The 19,330-nt window shown below is 61.3% G+C and carries 15 protein-coding genes; 7 read left to right on the top strand and 8 right to left on the bottom strand.

The features are described from left to right. Positions 1-88: 88 nt before the first annotated feature. Positions 89-901 (bottom strand): bifunctional DNA-formamidopyrimidine glycosylase/DNA-(apurinic or apyrimidinic site) lyase, encoded by an 813-nt coding sequence (mutM, locus tag U367_RS0119985; protein WP_028618324.1) that lies wholly within the window; start codon positions 899-901, stop codon positions 89-91. A 21-nt stretch (positions 902-922) separates the two neighbouring features. Beyond that, positions 923-1,735 (bottom strand): HDOD domain-containing protein, encoded by an 813-nt coding sequence (locus U367_RS0119990; RefSeq protein ID WP_174890972.1) that lies wholly within the window; start codon positions 1,733-1,735, stop codon positions 923-925. A gap of 277 nt (positions 1,736-2,012) precedes the next feature. Here U367_RS0119990 and U367_RS0119995 point away from each other — a divergent pair, with 277 nt between their 5' ends. The 4 genes from U367_RS0119995 to U367_RS0120010 all read left to right on the top strand — a co-directional run bounded on the left by U367_RS0119995 (position 2,013) and on the right by U367_RS0120010 (position 8,329). Continuing rightward, positions 2,013-3,209, top strand: a complete 1,197-nt coding sequence (locus tag U367_RS0119995; protein WP_003195152.1) for a class I SAM-dependent rRNA methyltransferase — start codon at positions 2,013-2,015, stop codon at positions 3,207-3,209. A 195-nt stretch (positions 3,210-3,404) separates the two neighbouring features. Next, complete coding sequence (locus tag U367_RS0120000; RefSeq protein ID WP_028618326.1) at positions 3,405-4,604, top strand: MFS transporter; 1,200 nt, start codon at positions 3,405-3,407, stop codon at positions 4,602-4,604. Positions 4,605-4,955: 351 nt separating this feature from the next. Further along, positions 4,956-6,797 (top strand): dihydroxy-acid dehydratase, encoded by a 1,842-nt coding sequence (ilvD, locus tag U367_RS0120005; protein WP_028618327.1) that lies wholly within the window; start codon positions 4,956-4,958, stop codon positions 6,795-6,797. A gap of 122 nt (positions 6,798-6,919) precedes the next feature. Then, positions 6,920-8,329, top strand: a complete 1,410-nt coding sequence (locus U367_RS0120010; RefSeq protein WP_028618328.1) for a surface-adhesin E family protein — start codon at positions 6,920-6,922, stop codon at positions 8,327-8,329. Positions 8,330-8,403: 74 nt separating this feature from the next. On the opposite strand, the gene U367_RS0120015 is transcribed toward U367_RS0120010, so the two are convergent. The 4 genes from U367_RS0120015 to U367_RS0120030 all read right to left on the bottom strand — a co-directional run bounded on the left by U367_RS0120015 (position 8,404) and on the right by U367_RS0120030 (position 13,711). Continuing rightward, positions 8,404-10,851 (bottom strand): TonB-dependent siderophore receptor, encoded by a 2,448-nt coding sequence (locus U367_RS0120015; RefSeq protein WP_028618329.1) that lies wholly within the window; start codon positions 10,849-10,851, stop codon positions 8,404-8,406. Positions 10,852-10,983: 132 nt separating this feature from the next. Beyond that, complete coding sequence (locus tag U367_RS0120020; protein ID WP_028618330.1) at positions 10,984-11,931, bottom strand: FecR family protein; 948 nt, start codon at positions 11,929-11,931, stop codon at positions 10,984-10,986. Then, positions 11,928-12,461 carry an RNA polymerase sigma factor gene (locus tag U367_RS0120025; RefSeq protein ID WP_028618331.1) on the bottom strand — a complete coding sequence of 178 codons (534 nt, stop codon included), beginning with the start codon at positions 12,459-12,461 and terminating at the stop codon, positions 11,928-11,930. Before U367_RS0120025 ends, U367_RS0120020 begins: the two co-directional genes overlap by 4 nt. 191 nt (positions 12,462-12,652) lie before the next feature. Next, complete coding sequence (locus tag U367_RS0120030) at positions 12,653-13,711, bottom strand: HAD family hydrolase (RefSeq protein WP_028618332.1); 1,059 nt, start codon at positions 13,709-13,711, stop codon at positions 12,653-12,655. 241 nt (positions 13,712-13,952) lie between these two features. Between U367_RS0120030 and U367_RS0120035 the strand changes: the two genes are divergently transcribed. Next, the gene (locus tag U367_RS0120035) at positions 13,953-15,344 is read left to right on the top strand and encodes an L-cystine transporter (RefSeq protein ID WP_028618333.1); all 1,392 of its coding nucleotides are present in this window, start codon (positions 13,953-13,955) and stop codon (positions 15,342-15,344) included. 77 nt (positions 15,345-15,421) lie between these two features. Here the strand turns inward: U367_RS0120035 and U367_RS0120040 are convergent, their stop codons facing one another. Next, complete coding sequence (locus U367_RS0120040) at positions 15,422-15,934, bottom strand: dihydrofolate reductase (RefSeq protein ID WP_028618334.1); 513 nt, start codon at positions 15,932-15,934, stop codon at positions 15,422-15,424. Positions 15,935-16,003: 69 nt separating this feature from the next. Here U367_RS0120040 and U367_RS0120045 point away from each other — a divergent pair, with 69 nt between their 5' ends. Beyond that, positions 16,004-17,374 (top strand): DUF2868 domain-containing protein, encoded by a 1,371-nt coding sequence (locus tag U367_RS0120045; protein WP_028618335.1) that lies wholly within the window; start codon positions 16,004-16,006, stop codon positions 17,372-17,374. Further along, positions 17,367-18,734: a DUF3482 domain-containing protein gene (locus U367_RS0120050; RefSeq protein ID WP_028618336.1), complete on the top strand. Its 1,368-nt coding sequence runs from the start codon at positions 17,367-17,369 to the stop codon at positions 18,732-18,734. The genes U367_RS0120045 and U367_RS0120050 overlap by 8 nt, the downstream gene beginning before the upstream one ends. A gap of 5 nt (positions 18,735-18,739) precedes the next feature. On the opposite strand, the gene U367_RS0120055 is transcribed toward U367_RS0120050, so the two are convergent. Next, positions 18,740-19,279 (bottom strand): hypothetical protein, encoded by a 540-nt coding sequence (locus tag U367_RS0120055; RefSeq protein ID WP_028618337.1) that lies wholly within the window; start codon positions 19,277-19,279, stop codon positions 18,740-18,742. Positions 19,280-19,330 lie beyond the last annotated feature (51 nt).

Consider the following 19,330-nt stretch of genomic DNA (forward strand, 5'->3'; position numbering starts at 1 on the left):
CCCACAGTTGACCGAGTTCCAATATGAGAATGCGGTCGAATGTGGGAGCGGGCTTGCTCGCGAAGGCGGCATCAGCCATCACACAAGATCAGCTCTGGCACTTAGGGCAAAACACACTCGCGCGCTGCCCCAGCACCACATTGCGCAACTCGCTCCCGCAGACCTTGCATGCCTCGCCGCCCCGGCCGTAGACGAACAGTTCCTGCTGGAAATACCCCGGCTGCCCGTCCCCGCCGATAAAGTCGCGCAACGTGGTGCCGCCGCGCTCGATGGCAGCGGCCAGCACGCGTTTGATCTCAATCGCCAGCTTCAAGTAACGCCCGCGCGAAATGCCGCCAGCAGCCCGACGCGGATCAATCCCCGCCGCAAACAGCGCTTCCGTCGCGTAGATATTACCCACACCCACCACCACCGCGTTATCCATGATGAACGGTTTCACCGCCATCGACTTGCCACGGGACAGTTGGAACAGGCGCTCGCCATCAAACAGGTCGGTCAACGGCTCCGGCCCCAGGCGTAGCAACAGCTCGTGGTTGTGCGGGTCCTGGCTCCAGAGCATGGCGCCGAAACGCCGCGGGTCGGTGTAGCGCAGGGCCATGCCCGATTCCAGCTCGATATCCACATGCTCGTGTTTGGCCGCCGGCATGCCGACCTCCACCAGTCGCAAGTTGCCCGACATGCCTAAATGGCTGATCAAGGTGCCTACTTCGGCATTGATCAACAGGTATTTGGCCCGCCGCTCCACCAACACGATGCGCTGCCCGGACAGGCGCACATCGAGGTCTTCCGGGATCGGCCAGCGCAGGCGCCGTTCACGCACCACCACGCGGCTGACCCGCTGGCCTTCCAGGTGTGGCGCGATGCCGCGTCGGGTGGTTTCGACTTCGGGTAACTCGGGCATGTGTACCTCGTGAAGAAAGGGTCAGTGGGCGCCCAGCTCGCGGATCGACAACTTCATGCTTTCGAAGTCGTAGTCCGACAGGCCCACGTAGTCCAGCACCAGATGGCCGATGGCATTCCACTCATGGTCCACCGCATGGTTGCCCAGCACGCGATAGGACGAGCAGATGTGCTCGGCCATCTTCAGGATCGCCAGCAGATTTTTTAGCTGAGAATTGCGCGAAGACTCATCGCTGAACACCGCCAGGGCGTTGTGGTGGTTGGCGATGGCGTCGGTCACATGTTCCGGCAGGCGCCAGGACTTGGCGGTGTAGTAACCGACCACGGCATGGTTGGTGTTGAACGCGTTGTTCTCGGTGTCGACCACGCGGCAGTCGGGGCCGGCATTGGCGTAGGCCTGCTCCAGTACCGACATGTAATTGGGGAAACGCTTGAGCATCAGCGGCACGCCGCAATCGTGGAACAGGCCCAGGGCATAAGCCTCGTCCACCGCCTGGGCGCCGGTACGCTTGGCCAGGGTGAGGCAGGTCATCGCCACATCCTGCGCGGTGTCCCAGAAGCGGTTGAGGGTGACGATGGTGTCGTCGCTCATTTCGCCCTTGATCGACAGCGCGTTGATCAGGTTGATGATCGAACGGCTGCCCAGCAGGTTCACGGCGCGCTGGATCGAGGCGATCTTGTTGCTCAGGCCGAAATACGACGAGTTGACGATCTTCAGCAATGCACCGGACAGGCCCGGGTCTTGGGCGATCAACCGTGCTATCACTTCCAGGTCTGGGTCAGGCATGTATTGCTCCATCTGCAAATCCACCATGATTTGCGGTTGGGGCGGCACGCTGATGCCTTGCAGGGCCTGTTGGATCTGTTCGGCGGAAAGCTCTTGGGACATAAGTACATACTCTGGGCTAGGCGGGGATTCTAACCTCTAAGCAAACCTGACCGACACCCAAATGCCCGATTGAAATCGGACTAAATGTGGGAGGGGGCTTGCCCCCGATTGCATCCCCGCCGTACGTCAGATACACCGCGCCGCCTGCATCGCGGGCAAGCCCACTCCCACATGAACCGCGCCGCAACAGGTATACTCCCGCTCTTTTTTCCGGAGCGACGTCATGTCCCTGCCAAGCCTGCGTCTCAAAGCCAACGCCGATCGTCGTTTGCGCAACGGCCACCTGTGGGTCTACAGCAACGAAATCGACGTGGCCGCCACCCCACTTCACGGCTTCCAGGCAGGCGACCAGGCTATCCTGGAAGCGGCCGGCGGCAAGACCCTGGGCATCGTGGCCATGAGCCCGAACAACCTGATCTGCGCTCGCCTGCTGTCGCGCGACATCAAGTTGCCACTGGACAAGTCGCTGCTGGTGCACCGCCTGAACGTCGCCCTGTCCCTGCGCGACCGCCTGTTCGACAAGCCGTTCTACCGCCTGGTCTACGGCGATTCCGACCTGCTGCCAGGCCTGGTGGTCGACCGTTTCGGTGACATCCTGGTGGTGCAGATCGCCTCGGCGACCATGGAGGCGCATAAAGAAGACGTGATCGCCGCGCTGACCCAAGTGCTCAAACCGAGCGGCATCCTGTTCAAGAACGACTCCGCCGCGCGCGACGCCGAAGGCCTCAACCGCTACGTCGAAACCGTGTTCGGCCTGGTGCCGGAGTGGGTTGCGCTGGAAGAAAACGGCGTGAAATTCGAAGCCCCGGTGATCCAGGGCCAGAAGACCGGCTGGTTCTACGACCACCGCATGAACCGCGCACGCCTGGCCCCGTATGCCAAAGGCAAGCGCGTGCTCGACCTGTACAGCTACATCGGCGGCTGGGGCGTGCAAGCTGCGGCCTTCGGCGCCAGTGAAGTGTTCTGCGTCGACGCCTCCGCCTTCGCCCTCGACGGCGTGGAGCGCAATGCCGCGCTGAACGGCTTTGCCGAGAAGATGACCTGCATCGAAGGCGACGTGTTTGAAGCCTTGAAAGAACTGAAAGCCAGCGAAGAACGCTTCGACGTGATCGTCGCCGACCCACCGGCCTTCATCAAACGCAAAAAAGACATGAAGAACGGCGAAGGCGCCTACCGCCGCTTGAATGAGCAAGCCATGCGCCTGCTCAGCAAGGACGGCATCCTGGTCAGCGCGTCGTGCTCCATGCACCTGCCGGAAGATGACCTGCAAAACATCCTGCTGACCAGCGCTCGTCATTTGGATCGCAATATCCAGATGCTGGAGCGTGGCGGCCAGGGTCCGGATCATCCGGTGCACCCGGCGATTGCCGAGACGCGTTACATCAAGAGCATTACTTGCCGGTTGTTGCCAAACAGTTAACTAACACCGCCCCCCTGTAGGAGCCGGCTTGCCGGCGATGGCGTTATGCCTGGCGCTGCATCAGCGCCTGACCCACCGCTATCGCCGGCAAGCCGGCTCCTACAGGGGATTTGCAGGCTTCATGGCGTTATGGATTGAATTCCATTTTTCGCAGACTAGTATCGGTTTCTGGAATTACTCCGGAAAACAAAAACAATGTCTGAGTCCACCTACTCGCCCCCGCTCAGTGGCGAGATAAAACGCCAACAACTCTCGCGCTTCATCCTCATCACCTGCATCTCCCTGATCAGTTTTTTCCCGATCAATATCCTGCTGCCCTCCTTTCCGGCCTTGGCTGAAAGGTTCGATACGCCCATCGCCGAGGTCGCGCTGTCCATCAGCCTGTTCACCCTGGTCTTTTCCATTTCTCAACTGATCACCGGCCCGCTGTCGGACAAATGGGGGCGCAAGGAAGTCCTGCTCGGGTGCATTACGCTGTCGATCCTGGGTGCCCTCGGTTGCGCACTGGCGACGGACTACCTGACCTTCCTGCTGTTTCGCAGTGTCCAGGCCATGGGTTGCGGGTTCTTCGTACTGGGCCACGCACTGGTGGAAGACCTGTTCGAGGAGCAAGACCGCGCTCGCGTGCGCCTTTACTACATGACCCTGAGCGGTTCATTCGTTGCGCTGTCGCCGTTGATCGGCTCCTGGCTGCAAACCACCTTCGACTGGCAAGGCAGCTTTTATGGGTTCGCCGTAATGGCACTGGGCATGTTGATCCACGCCCTCTGCATCCTGCCGTCGAAGTCCGCCAGCCCACACCGCACGCCGGTGTCGATCATCGGTACCCTGAAAGCCGTCGCCCGTAATCGCGACTTCCTGCGCTACTGGTGGATCGCCGCACTGGTATTCGCCTGCTACTTCGCCTTGATCAGCGTGACACCGCTGATTTTCATGGATGCGCTGAAGCTCTCCGAATACCAGTACGCGTTGGTGTTGATGGTCTATGGCGTGGCCTACTTGCTTGGCGGCGTTGCGGCCTCGTACCTGCAAAAGCGGATTTCGCTGTCCCGGCAAATCAATATCGGCCTGGGGCTGCTGCTCGTCGCGGGCGTGCTGTTAACACTGATCGTCAGCCTGGATGCCGTCACCCCAGTGACGTTGCTCATCCCGATGCTAATCAGCGCGCTGGCCGTGACCCTGGTTCGTCCGGCGGCGATTTCTGCGGCAATGCTGCTGTTCTCAAGCAGTGCGGGTACTGCTGCCTCGGCGGGCAATAGCATCATGTTCCTGACCGCCGCCGTCAGCAGTGCCGCCCTGGCGCAAACCGGGTCCAACCTATTGATCACCATCGCCCTGAGCTTCATCGTCTTTAGCCTGTGGGGCTGGCTGACCAATGCCAGAACTGGACGCTAACCGACTGTAGGAGCAGGCTTGCCGGCGATGGCGAGCTAACCGACGCTGCATCGTCACTCGAACCACCGCTATCGCCGGCAAGCCGGCTCCTACAGTCGGTTGTGGGTCTCCCGCACGTCCCGTAGCCGCTATCTTCACGGTTTCGGCCATTCCCTCCAGCCGCCAGCGGTGTAGAATCGACGCTATTCATCGCCAGTCATCCCCCGGCGGGTTTATGAGCTCGAGGCCCAAGCACGCGGCGATCCCGCGACGCGAGTGGCAACTTCCGGACACACGGCCATTTCTGAGTGTTCCAGACGTCAATAGAAGCTCACTCCCCATTGATACCGATTAGCCGCCCGGAGTGCTCCAATGCCTGATTACCGCTCGAAAACATCCACCCACGGCCGCAACATGGCCGGCGCGCGCGCACTGTGGCGTGCCACGGGGATGAAAGATGACGACTTCAAGAAGCCGATCATCGCGATTGCCAACTCGTTCACCCAATTCGTACCGGGCCACGTCCACCTCAAGGACCTGGGCCAACTGGTCGCCCGCGAGATCGAACGCGCCGGCGGTGTCGCCAAAGAATTCAACACCATCGCCGTGGATGACGGCATCGCCATGGGCCATGACGGCATGCTGTATTCCCTGCCGAGCCGCGAGATCATCGCCGACTCCGTGGAATACATGGTCAACGCCCACTGCGCCGACGCCATCGTCTGCATCTCCAACTGCGACAAGATCACCCCCGGCATGCTGATGGCTTCCCTGCGCCTGAACATCCCGGTGATCTTCGTGTCCGGCGGCCCGATGGAAGCCGGCAAGACCAAGCTCGCCTCCCACGGCCTCGACCTGGTCGACGCCATGGTCATCGCCGCCGATTCCAGCGCTTCTGACGAGAAGGTCGCGGAATACGAGCGCAGCGCTTGCCCTACCTGCGGTTCGTGCTCCGGCATGTTCACCGCCAACTCGATGAACTGCCTGGTGGAAGCCCTGGGCCTGGCCTTGCCGGGCAACGGTTCCACCCTGGCGACCCACAGCGACCGTGAACAGCTGTTCCTGCAGGCCGGCCGCACCATCGTCGAACTGTGCAAACGCTACTACCACGACAACGATGAGTCGGTGTTGCCGCGCAACATCGCCAACTTCAAGGCGTTCGAGAACGCCATGACCCTGGACATCGCCATGGGCGGTTCCACCAACACCATCCTGCACTTGCTGGCCGCGGCCCAGGAAGCCGAGATCGATTTCGACCTGCGCGACATCGACCGCCTGTCCCGTCACGTGCCGCAACTGTGCAAAGTCGCGCCGAATATCCAGAAGTACCACATGGAAGACGTGCACCGCGCCGGCGGGATCTTCTCGATCCTCGGTTCGCTGGCCCGTGGCGGCCTGCTGCACACCGATCTGCCGACCGTACACAGCAAGTCCATTGCCGAAGGCATCGCCAAGTGGGACATCACCCAGACTGATGACGAAGCCGTGCACACCTTCTTCAAGGCAGGCCCAGCGGGTATCCCTACGCAAACTGCGTTCAGCCAGTCGACCCGTTGGGACACCCTGGACGACGACCGTGAAAACGGCTGCATCCGCAGTGTCGAGCACGCCTACTCCCAAGAAGGCGGCCTGGCCGTGCTGTACGGCAACATCGCCCTGGATGGCTGCGTGGTGAAAACCGCCGGTGTGGATGAGTCCATCCACGTCTTCGAAGGCCGCGCCAAGATCTACGAAAGCCAGGACAGCTCGGTCCGCGGCATCCTCGCTGATGAAGTGAAGGAAGGCGACATCGTGATCATCCGCTACGAAGGCCCGAAAGGCGGCCCGGGTATGCAGGAGATGCTGTACCCGACGTCCTACCTGAAATCCAAGGGCCTGGGCAAAGCCTGCGCTCTGCTGACCGACGGCCGTTTCTCCGGTGGTACGTCGGGCCTGTCCATCGGCCACGCTTCGCCAGAAGCCGCTGCCGGCGGCGCGATTGGCCTGGTGCAGGATGGTGACAAGGTGCTGATCGACATTCCGAACCGTTCGATCAACCTGATGATCAGCGATGAAGAACTGGCCGCGCGCCGGGTTGAGCAGGACAAGAAGGGTTGGAAGCCAGTGGAGAAGCGTCCACGCAAAGTGACTACCGCATTGAAGGCTTACGCCCTGCTGGCCACCAGTGCCGACAAGGGTGCTGTGCGTAACAAGGCGATGCTTGACGGTCTGTAAGCTGCGCCCATAAAAATGCCCCGCCACGTGCGGGGCATTTTTTTGCCTGGCGTTCTGACGCTGTAGTTTTTCATACGCCGGCCGATAACAGGCGCAACTGTATTCTCAAGGAACTTACCCGCATGGATGCCCGCTCTACCGCTCTACACCCGGCTGCATGGGCGCTTTCCCTATTGGCGTTGGCCGGTTGCAGCTCGCTGCAAAAGCCTCAGGTGGACCCAGGCCTGGCACTCTTCAACGAAGCCATGACACTGCCGGCGCTCGACCACACCATCCTGCGCAACGGCGACAGGGTCGCGTACTCCGTCGATTTGCAGCAAAACCCGATCTCTGTGCAGTTCGACGCCTATTGCACACAAGGCCCTGGAAGGATGTTCTACCCCACGCGCTCGGGCCTGCGGGCATTTACTCCCTCACCGGCAACAGGCGTCGACCTGCCGACGGTACAGGCCCAACAACTGCAGCAAAGCGCTCAATTGCAGAGCGTATGCAAGGCACGCCCCGTCCCCGACTGGCGGATGCTGCAAACCTCTGCCGATCAGGGCTGGCTGCTGATCGACCGTAACAGCGTGCAGCAGCAAAGCAGTCAGATATCCGCCTGGGTCGCACAGGATTACCTGCACTATCAGGTCGCCAAGAACGCATCGTTGTTTACTCAACGGCAGGAGCGGCTGACGCTGGATTGCACACGACGCACCATCACGTTGATGAGCCAGTTCAACCTTGATGAAACGCGCCAGATGATCAACGGCGAAATCCGTCGACAATTCAAGCCGCAAGCCTTGGATCAAGCTTCCGGCAAACATGCCCAGCTCTTCAAGGCTCTGTGCCAGGCGCCGGTGGAGCTGACCCATTTACCCGCTTTCAAGGCGCGCCAGCCATTGCCACCCGTTGCCAGCGCAACCAATGCCAACCCGGCCGTGCTGGCGGCCATCCGAGCGCTCGGCCTGCCTGCGCCAACCCGCACCCTGAGCGAGCTGGCGTATGACTATGACGCCGTGCTCTTCAACAACACCCGAGTGGGCGACCAGACCAAACAGGCATTTATCAGTGTCGACAACGCATCCGGCCAGACACTGGTACAAACGCGCGACTCGGCACTCGGCTTTAACCAGGAGCTGACCTTCCAAGGCCTGTTTGATCTGGACAGCCAAGGTCTCGACCGCAAAACCGGCAGTGACAAGGTGAAGACCCGTCTCTTGGTTGGCCTGAGCTTTCAAGGCGATTGGCGTAACTTGCCCCTCGCCAGTGAGGTGAGCTACACCCAGACATGGTCAAAATCCATCAACCCCGATGGCAGTCCTTCGTCAGAGACCAGTGAACCAAGAACCGTGACCTGCAAGGTCGCTCGGGAAATCCCGGCTGCCACCCTGACCCCGGACCTGAAGGGGCAAGCTCAGGTACTCGACTGCGTTCAGATGAAAGGTTGGACTTATCAGGCAGCCTATCTGAGCGACTATGGGCTGTTCATCAAATTGCGTGAGAACGCGTTGGTTGCGCAATGGAACTGGCATCTGAAATCGGTGAAGTGACGCGCGATAGCGTGGCTTGTTTGAGCCTATGAAAATGCCCCGCCACGTGGGGGGCATTTTTATTCCGGTTGCACTCAGAACTGCGGCGTGTAGGTCATGGTGAACATCACATTGCGCGGGTCGCCATAGTAGTTGCTGCCCCAGTTCGCGTTGTAAGCCGGGATGTAGTACTTCTTGTCGAACATATTGTTCAGGTTCGCCGCGACGGTGAATTCCTGGTTGATCTTGTAGGCCACCCGCGAATCCCACAAGGCATTGCCGGGCACGCTGAATGTGCGGTCATAGGCGACGGTGCTGCTTTGCGCGGTCACACCGGCGCCGACACTGACGTCGCTCCAGTCCCCCGGCAACTGGTAGTCACCCCAGACCTTGAGCAGGTGCTTGGGCGTCCAGGTGCTGAAGATCTTGCCTTCGTAAGTGTCGTCCTTGATGAATTTTGTGGTGTTGTAGGTGTAGCTGGAAACCAGTTGCAGGCCCGGCAGCACCTCACCGCTCAAGGTGGCCTCGAAGCCCTGGCTGCGAACCTTGCCGGACGCGAGCGAGCAGTACCAGCCGCCACAAACCTTGCCGCCTTGCAGGTCTTGAGCCGCACGGTTTTCCTGGTCATAGCGGAAGACCGCGAACGACGTATTGAGGCGGCCATCCGCCAGTTCGCCTTTCAGGCCCAGCTCGTAGTTCTGGCCCTCAATGGGCTTGAGCACGGTCAATGAGGTGGTCAGGTTGGTTTGGGGCTCAAAGGCGTCGGTATAGCTGGCATAGGCCGACCATTGCTCGTTGAGCGCATAAACCAGGCCGGCGTAGGGCGTGACGTGACCATTGCTTTGCGTGGTGCTGCTGGTCGGCTCGCCGTACACCCCCCTGGCACCGCTCTCGTCCTTATAGGAATAGTCATACCAACTGGTACGTGCACCGAGGATCAACGTCAGCGGGTCCAGTACTTGGACGCGCCAGGTGCCATAAATCCCCTTCTGGCGAATGTCATACCAGCTCTTCGTCGCATTCCCTGCCTGGAACAACTGGTTCCTGTCGCGCTGCGGACGGTTGTGGTCGATATTGAAGATATCCGCCCCCGGCGTCGCCGCGCGCGCCCAGAAATCATCTGTGGTGAGTTTGGAATAGTTGGCGCCCAGCACCATCTCCTGCCGCAACCCCAGGCCTTCGAACTTACCGTCGACATACACGTCCACACCGCGACTCTTGGTGTTGAAATCAGTGACCCAGTCCACGTAACGCACGGTGCCGGTGTCACCGGGATTGGGGATGGTGTCCCACGTGGCCTGGTAGGTCGCGTCGTTGTGCTCATCCATGGCCACCAGAGCAGCCTTCACTTTCCAGTCATCGTTGAAGCGATGCTCGATATCGGCAAACACCTGGGTCTGGTTATTGACGTTACGGTTCCAACTGGCGCCGACAAAGGTCGAGCGCGAAAGGCCGATATCGCTGCCGTTGGCATACCGGGGCAGCGACATGAAGTTGGGCCGCGAGTGCCCCTTCTGGTTGCTGATGCCCACGCCGACGGTGGTGTCTGGCGTGAAGTCGTAGTCCACCGCGGCATAAACCGTCTGGTTCCAACCGCCGGCGTAATCGACAAAAGAATCGGTCGTGTCGTAATCAGCCACAAAACGGCCGCGCAAGGTGCCTTCGGTATTGAGCGGGCCACCCGCGTCCACTTGTGTGCCGTAGTGGTCCCAGGAACCGGCCTTGGCAGTGACGGTGACGGTCGGCGCCTGTTGCCCGCGCTTGCGCACCAGGTTCATCGTGCCGCCGGGGCTGTTCGCGCCCTGCAGCAAGGCGGCCGGACCACGCAAGGTTTCCACGCGGTCATAGATCGCCATGTTTTCGGTGAGGTAGCTGCCCAGCGCGTAGGTGTTGCGCGGGATGCCGACGCCGTCGTATTGCAGGGTGCCGACCTCAAAACCACGGGAGAAGATAAACATGCCAGGGCCAGGGGACTTGGTCGCCGTCAGGCCGGGGGTGCGCTTGACCACTTCGGAGAGTTTGGTGGTGTTCTGGTCGTCCATCTGCTTGCGGGTCATGACGCTGACCGATTGCGGGATGTCCTTGAGCTTTTGCTCGCCTTTGCCGAGGGTCACGGCACCGGTGGTGTAGGAGCCGGTGCCTTCGGTGGTCGCCCCCAAGCGTTCAGCGCTGATGGTGGTGGCACCGACTTCGAGAGCGCCGCCGGTGTCCACGCGTTTTTCCAGGGTGACGGTATCGGCGTTGATAAACGCCGCGCTCAGCCCAGTGCCGCCGAGCAGTTGCCCCAAGGCTTCACGTTGGCCCAGATTGCCACTCACCCCCGGCGACACCACCCCTTGGGTCAATTCACCACTCACCAACACCTGCACCCGTGTCACCGCCGAAAAAGCTGCCAGCGCACCGTCCAGGCTCTGCCCTGGAATATCAAAACGGTAGGTCTGTGCCTGAATGGTCTCAGCGGCCTGCAAGTACAGCGGTGCGGTGCCGCAGGCCAAGGAAATGGCCAGTGCCAGCAAGGGCCGTGCGGCGTATCGGTGTGCCATGGATGAAGCTCCCCGGTGCAAAAAAGTCTGTGATCGGCGCCGCACTACTTGAGAGTGCTTACTATTTACGCCTCAGTGATCAAGGACGATGGCTCGCGGGGAAACCCTGAAACTATTTTGAAAAAGTTGTCGTCAGGACGCTTTGCCTTCGCGCAACACCAGCAAATACGGGGTGTAGTGCTCGGCGTGCAGGTTGAGGGTGTATTCCAGCGCCTTGATCACGGCGTCGGGTTTGTCGATCTCGAACACGCCGGACACCACGCGATTGCGCAGCGCATCGCCCATCACCAGAGTCTTGCCGGGCCAGTAGCGATTCAACTCGCTGACCACTTCCGACAGCGGCTGCTGGCGGAACACCAGTTGCCGTTGGCGCCAGGCGAAACCGCTGGCCGGGTCGAAGCCATGTACCTCTGCGAGGTGCTGGTCCTGATACTCCACCGCCCGGCCTGGCTCCAGGTAGACCGGCTCACCACTGCCCGCACTGACCTGCACCTTGCCCTGAGCCACCTGCACACGCGTCTGTGCATCACGCCGCGCCACGCTGAATTGGGTGCCGACCACCTTCACCCAGCCATCGCCGGACTGCACCACGAAAGGCCGCGCCGGGTCCTTGGTCACGCTGAAAAACCCTTCACCACGCAGCAGACGAATCTGACGCTCACCGCCGCTCATGCGCACTTGAATCGCGCTGTCAGTGTTGAGTTGCAACTGGGAGCCGTCGGCCAGTTCGACAGTGCGCGATTCGCCGGTGCGGGTGGCGTAGTCCGCGCGCAGGCGGTCGAGCCAGGGTGTGTTCTGCACGGCCAGGCCCACTGACAGCAATATGGCAGCGGCATATGCCCAACGGCGCGCAGGCTGGCGCCAGGCAGCCTGTTCGGCGCGGCGGATCACCCGCGCCGGTTCACGCAAACCGCCGAGCATGGCCTGCACTTCCTGCCAAGCGTCATCCTGTGGCTGGCCCTGCCCAAGCCAGGCGGCAAAGGCGTCCATTTCGGCTGCCGTGACATCTTCGGCCTGTAGGCGGAAATACCAGCCAGACGCTTCTTCGAACAATTCGTCGGCAGTGGGTGTGGCGGTCATGACCGACGTCCTTGTGTGTCGCTGGCGAGCCGCGTCTTGATGTAGGCGCGGCATTCAATCAAGGCGCGACGCAATTGGTATTCCACGCTGCGCGGGGTGATCGACAGTCGCTCGCCAATCTCGCGGTAGGAAAGTTCGTCGACATGATAGAGCAGGAAGATCTGCCGAGTCGCCTCGGGCAACGCCAGGATAGCGTCCTGCATCAGTTGCTCCTGCTGATAGGCAGCCAATTGCTCATCGGCGCCAGGATTGCTGCAAGGCAATTCTTCACTGGGTTCACCGGCATCCAGGCGCTCGCGGCGGATGGCCTGGCGTTGGTGATCACGCACCAGGTTGCTGGCGATGGTGAAAAGGAAGGCTGGGAGGTTGTCGATCTTCTCGCCGGAATCCAGGCGCGCCAGGCGCAGGAACGATTCCTGGGTCAAGTCAGCGGCCACCTGAGCGCTGCCCGTGCGACGGGTGACGAAGGCCTCGAGGGCTTTCTTCTGCTCCGCGAACAGGCGCGCGATCTGCGAATTCCAGGAGGACACAGCACTACCTTGAGAAGAACGGACGGTTCAGGAAGTGCGCACGCTAGCAGAGGATGAGATTGGTTCGCAATTGATATCTATTTTGCCGACCTCTGTAGGAGCCGGCTTACCGGCGATGACGGCCTTGAGTCTTGCATTGATCTCACTGACGCCATCGCCGGCAAGCCGGGCTCCTACAAGGTTGCGTCGGGCTACTGGATTTCGTCAGGCTTGACGATCACCCAGTTCTTGTCCGCCGTCACCGGCAACCCTTCCTTGGCCTGCGCCGCCGCATGCTTGGCGATCATGCCGTTCAGTTGGGTCATGTATTTGTCCTTGCGGTTGATCCACAGGTGGATGCCGCCCTTGGCCACATCCACATCGTGGAACAGCATGTAGCCATCGCTGGTCGGCGTGTCGCCACCTACCAATACCGGTTTTTTCCACTCGTCGATGTAGGTGAGGATTGCCGCGTGCTTGCCCGCCATCCAGGTCGCCGGGGTCCACAGGTAAGGGGTGAGTTCCAGGCCGAGGTTGGCCTTCTCGTCATATTTGCCGGCGGTGATCTGTTTGCGTGCGGTGGTCAGTTCGCCGGTCTTGCGGTCCTTGAGCAGGGTGGTCACGCCGATGACGTTCTCGGGTTTGACGTTGTAGCCGTACTTCGGATCGGCGGCGACCATGCGCACCAGTTCTTCCGAGGCGGCGGTCATCACATACACCTCGATGCCGTTTTCCATCAGCTTGTTGTACAGCTCGGCCTGGCCGGTGAAGACTTTCGGCGGTTGCACCTCGGACTTCTTCACCACATCGCCTTCGAAATAGCTGACGGGCACGGGCTTGCCGGAGGCCATCAGCTCATCGACCTGCACTTTGAGTTCCTTGAGGGTGAACCCCGAAAACACCTGGGCGACCCACGGATAGCAGACCATGTCGTCCACTTCGCAGAGGCGATAGTAGTAACTGAACAGACTTTCCTTATGGTCGGCGGTGTCTTTGAAAGGCATAAGCTTGAGCGACGGATCAAGGCTGTCGCGGGTGATCAGGCCTTTGTTTTCCATGTAGGGCAGCAGGGATTCTTCGAGGTCGTAGCGGTAACTGGTGTTGTCCATGTCGAACACCGCGAAGTTACCCTTGTTGGCGTTGGCGGCGATCATTTCGTTCAGTTGCTTGGCGGCGGGGGCCGGCCAGTGTTTCAACTCGGTGGCGGCCATGGTTTGGCCGGCAAGGCCAAGGCACAGCGCGGCGGCAAACAATCTCGAAGCGAGCTTCATATGCGTTTTCTCCCTGAGTGAAAGACACCGACGCTAACAAATCCCTGTGACAGTTATCGCCCGAGCGCGACCGCTTGCGTCGTGATCGCGCCAACGGCATGTGCCTGAGCGTCAAACGCTTATTCCAAAAACGACAGTCACCATTCCATATCGGTATTAAATCAATATATTTCAAGCTGTTAGGCTTTCCGGTTCGCAATCGCAGGCTCACGCGATTGGCTGCCTTCTCAACGGAGCTTCAATGAATCTGCCCCTGATTCTCAACTTACTGGTGTTCGTGGCCCTGTTGCTGGGCCTGGCACAAACCCGTCGTACTAACTGGAGCCTCGCCAAGAAGGTCCTGTTCGCCCTCGTGCTCGGTGTGGTGTTCGGCACCGTTCTGCACACGATCTACGGCGATGGCAATCCGGTGCTCAAGGCCTCCATCGGCTGGTTCGATCTGGTCGGCAACGGCTACGTACAACTGCTGCAAATGATCGTGATCCCGCTGGTATTTGCCTCGATCCTCAGCGCTGTGGCCCGTCTGCACAACGCCTCGTCGCTGGGCAAGATCAGCTTCTTGACCATCGGCACGCTGCTGTTCACCACCGCAATTGCGGCGCTGATCGGTATCGGCCTGACCAACCTGTTCGGCCTCACCGCCGAAGGCCTGGTGGCCGGCACCCAGGAAATGGCGCGCCTGCAAGTGATCCAGAGTGATTACGCCGGCAAGGTTGCCGACCTGAATATCCCGCAACTGCTGCTGTCGTTCGTGCCGGCCAACCCGTTTGCCGACCTGGCCCGGGCCAAGCCGACCTCGATCATCAGCGTGGTGATTTTCGCCGCCTTCCTGGGGGTTGCCGCGCTGCAACTGCTCAAGGATGACGTGGAAAAAGGCCAGAAAGTGCTCAACGCGATCGACACCCTGCAAGCCTGGGTGATGCGTCTGGTGCGCCTGGTGATGAAGCTGACCCCGTACGGCGTATTGGCGCTGATGACCAAAGTGGTCGCCGGTTCCAACCTGCAAGACATCATCAAGCTCGGCAGTTTTGTCGTGGTCTCGTACCTGGCCCTGGGCCTGATGTTTGTGGTGCACGGCCTGCTGCTGTCCCTGGCCGGGATCAACCCGCTGCGTTTCTTCCGCAAAGTGTGGCCGGTGCTGACCTTTGCCTTCACCAGCCGCTCCAGCGCGGCGGCGATCCCGCTGAGCATTGAAGCGCAGACCCGTCGCCTGGGCATCCCACAGTCCATCGCCGGTTTCGCTGCCTCGTTTGGCGCGACCATCGGCCAGAACGGTTGCGCCGGTCTTTACCCTGCGATGTTGGCGGTGATGGTCGCGCCGACCGTAGGCATCAACCCGCTGGACCCGCTGTGGATCGCGACTTTGGTGGCGATTGTGACCTTGAGTTCCGCAGGCGTTGCCGGCGTGGGGGGCGGTGCAACCTTTGCCGCGCTGATCGTGCTGCCGGCCATGGGCTTGCCAGTGTCACTGGTGGCGCTGCTGATTTCCGTAGAGCCGCTGATCGACATGGGCCGTACGGCGCTGAACGTAAATGGCTCGATGACCGCCGGTGCGATCACCAGCCAGGTCATGGGGCAGACGGATAAGGCGTTGTTGAATGCGGATGAGCATGCTGAGTTAGCGCAGGCCTGATAGACCGCTATCGCCGGCAAGCCGGCTCCTACAGGGTAACGCAATCAACTGTAGGAGCCGGCTTGCCGGCGATGCTCCTAGGCCTTTTCCCAAACCTCGAAGTTATACGCCGGCTTATCTCCCTCAGCCGCATTCTCGACATTCGACACCAGCTTCCACTGCTTCGTATCAAACTCCGGAAACCAAGCATCCCCTTCCGGACTCAACGCCACCCGCGTCAAATACAGGCGATCCGCCTGCTCCAGCCCCTGCGCATACAATTGCGCACCGCCGATCAGCATCAGCTCGTCCACGCCTTGCGCCTTGGCCCATGCTTCAGCGCGCTCTACCGCCGCCTCCAGTGACGGAAAAACTTCCGCACCTTCAAGCGCCAGATCGGTCTGACGGCTAACCACGATGTTCAAGCGCCCCGGCAACGGTCGGCCCAGGGAATCCCAGGTCTTGCGCCCCATGATGATCGGCTTGCCAAGCGTGGTGGCCTTGAAATATTTGAAATCCCCCGGCAAATGCCAGGGCATGCTGTTGTCGACGCCGATCACACGGTTTTCACCGAGGGCTGCGATCAGGCTTAAAGGGAGAGTTTTTTTCATGGCGACGAGAATACCAGAGCCCCGAGCCAGGGGTTATGCTCCAGGCTCACAAACACAACAGGACTACGCGTGACTCCACTGCACACACTCTGGCTGACAGAAACCGTGCGCCTGCGCGAAGAACACGCCGGCCCGCTGGAAGACCTGGAAGCCAACCGCCTGGCCCGCACGGCCGGGGGCGACCTGCCGACACGTATCCAGCAGCGCGCCTTGCACCTGGCCGAACGCGATGGGCTCACAGCGGCCCTCACCCGCTGGCTGCAAGGTGCGCGTCTGGCGCTGGTGCTGCTGGCAATCGTCGCGGTCATCAGCGGCGCAGGCCTGGCGTTTGCTGCACTGGGCAACGGTCTAACGCCGGTGAATGTGTTCTGGGCCTTGGGCAGCCTGCTTGGCTTGAACCTGATCCTGCTGATCAGTTGGGCGTTCGGCCTGCTGTTTGCCGGCGAACACAGTGCCAGCCTGGGGCGACTATGGTTGTGGCTCAGCGAAAAATTCGCCCGTGATGCCAAAGCCGCCCAACTGGCGCCAGCACTGTTACTGCTACTGCAACGGCAGAAACTCAATCGCTGGGCCGTAGGGGCGCTGGTCAACAGTCTATGGTTGTTGGCGTTGCTCAGCGCCATGGTGATTCTGCTCACGCTACTCGCTACCCGCCGCTACGGCTTCGTGTGGGAAACCACCATTCTCGGTGCCGACACCTTCGTCGCCGTCACCCAGGCCCTCGGCACCTTGCCTGCTCTGTTGGGCTTCAATGTGCCGACCGTCGAGATGATCCGCGCCAGCGGCGACTCCGCCCTGAATATCGAAAGCGCCCGCCAAGCCTGGGCCGCCTGGCTGGTCGGCGTGCTGCTGGTCTATGGCCTGCTGCCCCGCCTGATCCTCGCGTTGCTGTGCCTGTGGCGCTGGAAACGCGGGCGCGCCGCCCTGCGCCTGGACCTCAACCTGCCTGGCTACAGCCCATTGCGCGAGCGTCTGATGCCGAGCAGCGAACGCCTCGGGGTCAACGATGCCGCGCCCGAGCAGTTGCACCACGTCAGCGGCGGCGTCAGTGAACTGGAAAGCGACGGCGCCCTGCTGGTTGCCATCGAACTGGACGACCAACATCCCTGGCCGCCCAAACTGCCCGCCAGCGTGAAGAACGCCGGCATCCTCGACAGCCGCGAATCACGCCACAAACTGCTGGAGCAACTCTCGCGCTTCCCGCCCGCACGCCTGGCCGTCGCCTGCGACCCACGGCGCTCGCCGGATCGCGGCAGCCTGGCGCTGATCGCCGAACTCGCGCGCAGCGCCACCGCCACCCGCGTGTGGCTGCTGCAAGCGCCACCCGGCCAGGCGCTGGACGCCGAACGCCTAGGCGACTGGCACGCCGCGTTGCAGCAACTGGAGTTACCTTTCGCCGACTGCGCGCCGTTGAACTGGCTGGAGACGGGTCATGACTAAACCGCTGAAACTCGCCGTGGTCGGCCACACCAATGTCGGCAAGACCTCGTTGCTGCGCACCCTCACGCGTGATGTTGGCTTCGGTGAAGTCTCCCATCGCCCCAGCACGACACGGCATGTGGAAGGCGCGCGCTTGTCGGTGGACGGCGAAGCCTTGCTGGAGCTGTACGACACACCCGGCCTGGAAGACGCCATCGCCCTGCTCGATTACCTGGAACGCCTGGATCGCCCCGGCGAACGCCTCGATGGGCCGGCCCGCCTGACGCGCTTCCTGGAAGGCAGCGAAGCCCGCCAGCGTTTCGAACAGGAAGCCAAGGTGCTGCGCCAACTGCTGGCCTCCGATGCCGGCTTGTATGTGATCGACGCCCGCGAGCCGGTGCTGGCCAAGTACCGCGACGAGCTACAAGTGCTGGCCAGTTGCGGCAAGCCGTTGCTGCCCGTGCTTAATTTCGTCAGCAGCAGCGACCACCGCGAGCCAGACTGGCGCGAAGCCCTGGCCCGCCTTGGCCTGCATGCGCTGGTGCGATTTGACAGCGTAGCGCCGCCGGAAGACGGCGAACGGCGCTTGTACGAAAGCCTCGCCCTGCTACTGGAAAGCGCGCGACCACAGTTGGAGCGCTTGATTCTTGACCAGGTGGCCCAGCGCCAGGCCCGCCAGCAAAGTGCTGCGCGACTGATCGCCGAACTGCTGATCGACTGCGCCGCCTGTCGCCGCAGTGTGGTCACTGAAGATGAGCAACAAGCCATCAGCGACCTGCGCAAAGCCGTGCGCCAGCGTGAACAAAAATGTGTGGAAGCCCTGCTCAAATTATTTGGCTTCCGCCCACAAGACGCCGCCGCCAGCGACTTGCCTTTGCTCAACGGGCGCTGGGGCGATGACCTGTTCAATCCGGAAACCCTCAAGCAACTCGGCGTGCGCGTCGGTGGCGGGATCGCCGCAGGCGCGGCAGCGGGTGCGGGCGTGGACCTGCTAGTCGGCGGCCTGACCTTGGGCGCCGCCGCCCTGGCCGGCGCGATTGCCGGTGGCGCCCTGCAGACTGCGCGCAGCTATGGCAGCCGGTTGCTGGGCAAAATCAAAGGCCAGCGCGAGCTGACCGTAGATGACAGCGTGCTGCGCCTGCTCGCCCTGCGTCAGCGCCAGCTGCTCAAGGCCCTGAACCTGCGCGGCCATGCGGCGATGCACAGCATCAAGGTCGATACACCCCAGGACAAGACCTGGCGCGAAGGCAAGTTGCCGGACGCGCTGCACAAAGCCCGCGCCCACCCGCAATGGTCGTCCCTCAACCCTCACGCCAGGCTCAGCCAGGCCGAGCGCCAGGAGCAGGTCGAAGCCCTGGCCGCTCGGCTTGATGAGACCTGACCGAGTTACTGCACAAACCACCCAAACGCCAGGAAAGCCGTACATAGCGAGCGAATCAGTTCTTTATCGGCTTTATCGACTACCCCATTGCGGTCGATGTCGCTATTGGTGAACGACTCCAACACGCCATCACTGTCGCCGTCATAAGCAGCCGCTTGGTAAACCAGCGACGACTTGCACCTAGACGTCGTGCGCTCATGGAAGTCGAGCTTGATCGCGTTGGGCATTCCGGTTTTACCGAAGTGATCGACGTACATCGTCAACGTACGCTGCCAATGGCTGCGCTGATTGAACCAGCCCAGTTTCAAGAAACTGTCGGCAAAACTATCAACCCGCTCTGTATCCAGCACACGTGGCCGGCTGACGGGGTTCAGGTCCTCCGCCCACTGTAGATCGACACGGCCATCGGCACTCATGTCCACCGCGAAGATCTCGTGAACCAGTTCATCCGGGCAACCTGCCTGATGCTCATAAAAATGCAGGATGACCGTATCGGCGCGGCCATTACCACTCATGTCCTGGGCAGTGGCTTTCAAGTAACGCATCCGTGTTGCTCCTTAAGGTAAGAAGCAAACACCTTAATGACGCGATGCCCC

Origin of the sequence: Pseudomonas canadensis (assembly GCF_000503215.1) — a bacterium.
Taxonomy (GTDB): Bacteria; Pseudomonadota; Gammaproteobacteria; order Pseudomonadales; family Pseudomonadaceae; genus Aquipseudomonas; species Aquipseudomonas canadensis.